Source organism: Enterobacter wuhouensis (assembly GCF_004331265.1).
GTDB classification, from domain to species: domain Bacteria; phylum Pseudomonadota; class Gammaproteobacteria; order Enterobacterales; family Enterobacteriaceae; genus Enterobacter; species Enterobacter wuhouensis.
This window is the reverse complement of sequence record NZ_SJOO01000043.1, coordinates 1-232: the sequence shown is the minus strand read 5'-3', so window position 1 is coordinate 232 and position 232 is coordinate 1. Positions and strand designations below refer to the sequence as shown.

General features: G+C 49.6%; 1 tRNA gene. It reads left to right on the top strand.

Annotated features, from left to right (window positions below):
• Positions 1-64 precede the first annotated feature (64 nt).
• Positions 65-140: transfer RNA gene (locus E0L20_RS23810), tRNA-Glu, on the top strand.
• Positions 141-232: the final 92 nt, after the last annotated feature.

The following is a 232-nucleotide window of genomic DNA, read 5'->3' as shown; positions in this document are numbered from 1 at the left end:
AGTGCTCACACAGATTGTCTGATGAAAAGTAAATAGCAAGGCGTCTTGCGATTGAGACTTCAGTGTCCCCTTCGTCTAGAGGCCCAGGACACCGCCCTTTCACGGCGGTAACAGGGGTTCGAATCCCCTAGGGGACGCCACTTGCTGGTTCGTGAGTGAAAGTCGCCGACCTCCATATCTCAAAACTAACTCGGTGAGTTACGTTTGAGATATTTGCTCTTTAAAAATCTGG